3 protein-coding genes are annotated in these 3,705 nt (G+C 48.8%); 1 reads left to right on the top strand and 2 read right to left on the bottom strand.

Annotated elements, in window-relative coordinates:
• Window positions 1-230: hypothetical protein (locus tag BLS44_RS26780; protein WP_218127700.1), on the top strand; the 230-nt coding region annotated here is incomplete at its 5' end.
• A gap of 241 nt (window positions 231-471) precedes the next feature.
• On the opposite strand, the gene BLS44_RS06185 is transcribed toward BLS44_RS26780, so the two are convergent.
• Together BLS44_RS06185 and BLS44_RS06180 are read right to left on the bottom strand one after the other, a co-directional pair.
• Window positions 472-1,203, bottom strand: coding sequence for an esterase family protein (locus BLS44_RS06185; RefSeq protein ID WP_090389145.1), 732 nt, complete (start codon window positions 1,201-1,203; stop codon window positions 472-474).
• 273 nt (window positions 1,204-1,476) lie between these two features.
• A complete protein-coding gene (locus BLS44_RS06180; RefSeq protein ID WP_090389144.1) occupies window positions 1,477-3,459 on the bottom strand; it encodes a sialate O-acetylesterase in 1,983 nt (660 codons plus the stop codon).
• Between the last annotated feature and the right edge of the window lie 246 nt (window positions 3,460-3,705).

Genomic DNA, 3,705 nt, shown 5'->3' with positions numbered 1-3,705 from the left:
CAGGTCTTTTGCCAGAAACCACAAGTTTAAACGAAAAAATCGCTTTAGTCCCATGTACAAATAAAGCACAATCAGCTGCTGAAAACAGGATCCGCTTTGCCAGAAAAGCCAGAAACCTTAAGGATCAGGCTCATGGTTGTACTATGCCCATTACCTACAATAGTAGCAACCATCGCAGATGCCTGTCTCCCTGGAAGGACGATCCTGGATACAGACTTTTCTTATTTTAATAGCATTGGTGAGGACACAAACCACTAGTAATTACGCATTTTAATAAAATTGATTCCGGTTCATTATGAGAATGGAGAAATGAAATTCTAGAACAAAGGCGGGGAGTTGAGAATCCGGGATCTGGCATCAAACGCTGAAACCACAGGCGCCGTCTACAGGCGTAACCGATTAAGATGACGCACAAGCGGCGGCAATCGGGATGACCTGAAGCGCCCTATACGACCTGTTTGGTGTCGAAGGTCAAAAACGGGTGCCGATATAATGCGGCAGCATCTCCCTCCAGGTTGGCCAGTCGTGCTTATAGCTTTCGCCCCAGTTATCAAATTCATAATAAATGCCTTTATCGTAAAGGATCCTGGCAAACGCTCCACCAGCTTTGGGGTCTTCATAGGCGCCGGCACCGGTCAGGATATGGATATGCGGACTTTTCCGGATCTGTTCAAGTACTCCATGATCGGCCAGGTTCGGCATATAATGCCAGGGGCTGTTAAAGTACACGGTATCGTTCATAAAACCATCCGTATAATAGGTCAGATCGTAAACACCGCTCATGGCAATGACGCCACCCAGCAGGTCGGGGCGCTTCAAAAACAGGTTCATACTATGGAGTGCTCCAAAGGAAGCGCCGCTCACAAATACCGGCGTCTCCTCACCCGACTCATTTTTAATAAAAGGAAGTACTTCATTGTATACATATGTATTCCACTGCTCATGCCGTTGCGCTTTGTCCCAATGATCCATATGCTTATTGAGCCAGCTTTCGTTATTAACGCTGTCGATTGAGTATACTTTCAGCTTTCCTGCATCAATAAAAGGGGCCAGGCTGTCGATCAGCTGAAAGCGTTCATACTCCAGGTAGTCGGCGCCGGCAGTTGGTACCAGCAGTAATACGGTCCCGTAGGAACCATAGCTGACAATGGGCATTTCTTTTTGCAGGGACGGACTGAACCAGGAGCTTATATGCTTATTCATAAACCGGATTTTAAATCTCTATACAAAATAAGCATTTAAAATCATATTATGAAAAATGAGCGGGCAGTTTTCAGCTATCAGTTTTCAGATTCAGTGTTCAGTTATCAACGTCCATTAAACCACATTCAACGGATTTAACGTTGAACCTGGAACTTTAAACAAAAGAACGATCAGTGAGAAGAGAAACACGGATCTAACATTAAACTTTGAGCCTGAAACAAAAGAAAGTTCAATGAGTATAAAACCGGATCTAAAACTCAAACCCCATAAGTATTATTTTGCCGCTTTTGTAACACCATCCCATTGGTCGGTACGGAAGGGTGAAGCGGGTAACCCTGCTCCGTTTACGAGGTTCACCTCCGGGTTATCGGCCCAGCCATAACGCACTGCCACCGGCTGTTTCACCTCCGGAGCTTTTACCGTGATCGTACTCCCCGAGATCTCGGCATCCGCCCAATAGAAGCGTTGATCTGCTCCTGCGATGGCAAAACCCGTCAGCTTCCCTTCCAAAGCCTTCATCCCTTCGGCATGATCAAAACCAAGTATGATCCGGTCACCGTTTATTTTCTGGGTTCTGTACCGCGGTCCCGAGTATTCGTTCTTCTTTTTATAGTCTTTGTTGAGTGCGATCAATGCCAGCCGGCGGCCTACCTCCTGTTTATTTTTAGGATGGATATCCCCGGCATCTCCTATATCAATAATGGTAGCCATGCCTGTATTGGAAAGCTGTGTTGTCATCAGCTGCGCCTCGCGGAGTTCCGCCCACGCTGAAGGGCCCGGCTGATCTGCCCGCTTCATAAAGTTGGCTAACTGCACAAAATAGAACGGGAAGTTCCCGGATGAAAATTTTGAGCGCCAGTCTCTGATCATTGCCGGAAATAATTCCCGGTATTGATAGGCCCTTCCGGCATTGGACTCGCCCTGGTACCAGATAGCACCTTTTATGGTGTAGCTGATAAGCGGGTTGATCATCGCATTATAAAGGACCGTGGGCCGGTTGGGATTACTGGGATTTACCGGTACCGGGGGCAGGTCTTTTAAAGCATAAGGCACTTTATACAGCCAGTTTCCGCGAAGCTCTATCTTTTGTCCCTCCCGGTTCCTGATAAAAAGCTGTGCGGGTGTACCATAGATCCCTCCGGAGCCGCTGTTATCCGTTACCCGTACGGTAAGATCATTGTTCCCTTTTTTGATCAACCGCGCGGGAATGGTATACACCCGTTCCTGATCCCATCCGCTGGTAGCGCCGATCTGCTCCCCGTTAAACCAGGTAATATCTTCATCATCAATCGGGCCCAGGCTCAGGGTCAGGTCCCCCTCCTTCCAGTGCTCCGGTATGGATAAACTCCGTTTGAACCAGACCGCCCCGTCAAAACCGGGCAGGCCGTTATCTTCTATATGACCCGGCACCGGCATGGTTTTCCAGTCTGCCGTATTCAGATCTGCCGCCGCCCAGATCGCTTTGCCGTTTACGATCCCTTTGTCCGCAGCCTGCCGTTTTTGGTTCCACTCCGAAATCAGCTGTTCAAATGCCTTCCTGTCAACTCCTGGCGTTTCTTTTATCTTCTGAGCAGCAGCGGCAAAATCGGGTAACCGTTGCAGGGTCTCATAACTGGTCCATGCCTCCGCAATGGTGCCACCCCAGGAACTGTGAATAAGCCCGATGGGGATCTTTGTTTTTTCATAGATCTCCCGGGCAAAGGCATAAGCCACAGCAGAAAAATCGGCTACTGTTTTGGGCGTGCAAATATCCCACCCGCTGTTCCTTACCTCCAGGTCATTAACAGGCTGATTGGAAGTAACATGAATAGCCTGCAACAACCGGATGTTGGGATAGTTGGCGTTGGCGATCTCCTGTTCATAGTTGAGGATCTTTCCCCAACCCGCCAGGGGCATTTCCATATTCGACTGGCCGGAGCACAGCCATACGTCACCAATAAGCACCTGCTCCAGGGTAATGGTATTTTCTTCAGCGATACGGATCGTATAAGGGCCGCCAAAGGATGGAGTGACTACATGAATTTTCCAGTTGCCCGACGCATCTGCCTTCACATGGTAGGTCCTTTTATTCCAGGAGGTCTGCACTGTAACTGTTTTCCCCTCACCGGCAGTACCCCAAAGGGCCGGCGTTGCTTTTTGCTGCAATACCATGTTACTGCTGATAACAGCCGGCAGTGTTACCTCCGCCGGCAGGCGGTTGAGGAAAAAGATACCAAGCGCGAACAATGCCAACGTCCGTAAACGGCAAGATCTCATCTGTTTATTTTTTTATTTTTGAATGATGGCCCGGTTCCCATACGCCCCAAACAACCTTCGCTCCGGGCAGCAGGCTGCTTATCGCTCATTTTATACAATCGTTTTTGAGAGTACTAAAATAAGCATATTTCGTTGACGGAACAAGAGGTCTTTTATTTCACGCAACGACGCTAAGGGGCAAAGAACGCGGCGGGGCAATACCGCTCTTCGCAGATCACCCGGACTTGCAGAGCCTGGTGCCGCTTG

Origin of the sequence: Niabella drilacis (assembly GCF_900101395.1) — a bacterium.
In the GTDB taxonomy this organism is placed as follows: domain Bacteria; phylum Bacteroidota; class Bacteroidia; order Chitinophagales; family Chitinophagaceae; genus Niabella; species Niabella drilacis.
Note: the sequence above shows the minus strand (reverse complement) of the source record. Positions and strands in the feature narration are given on the sequence as shown.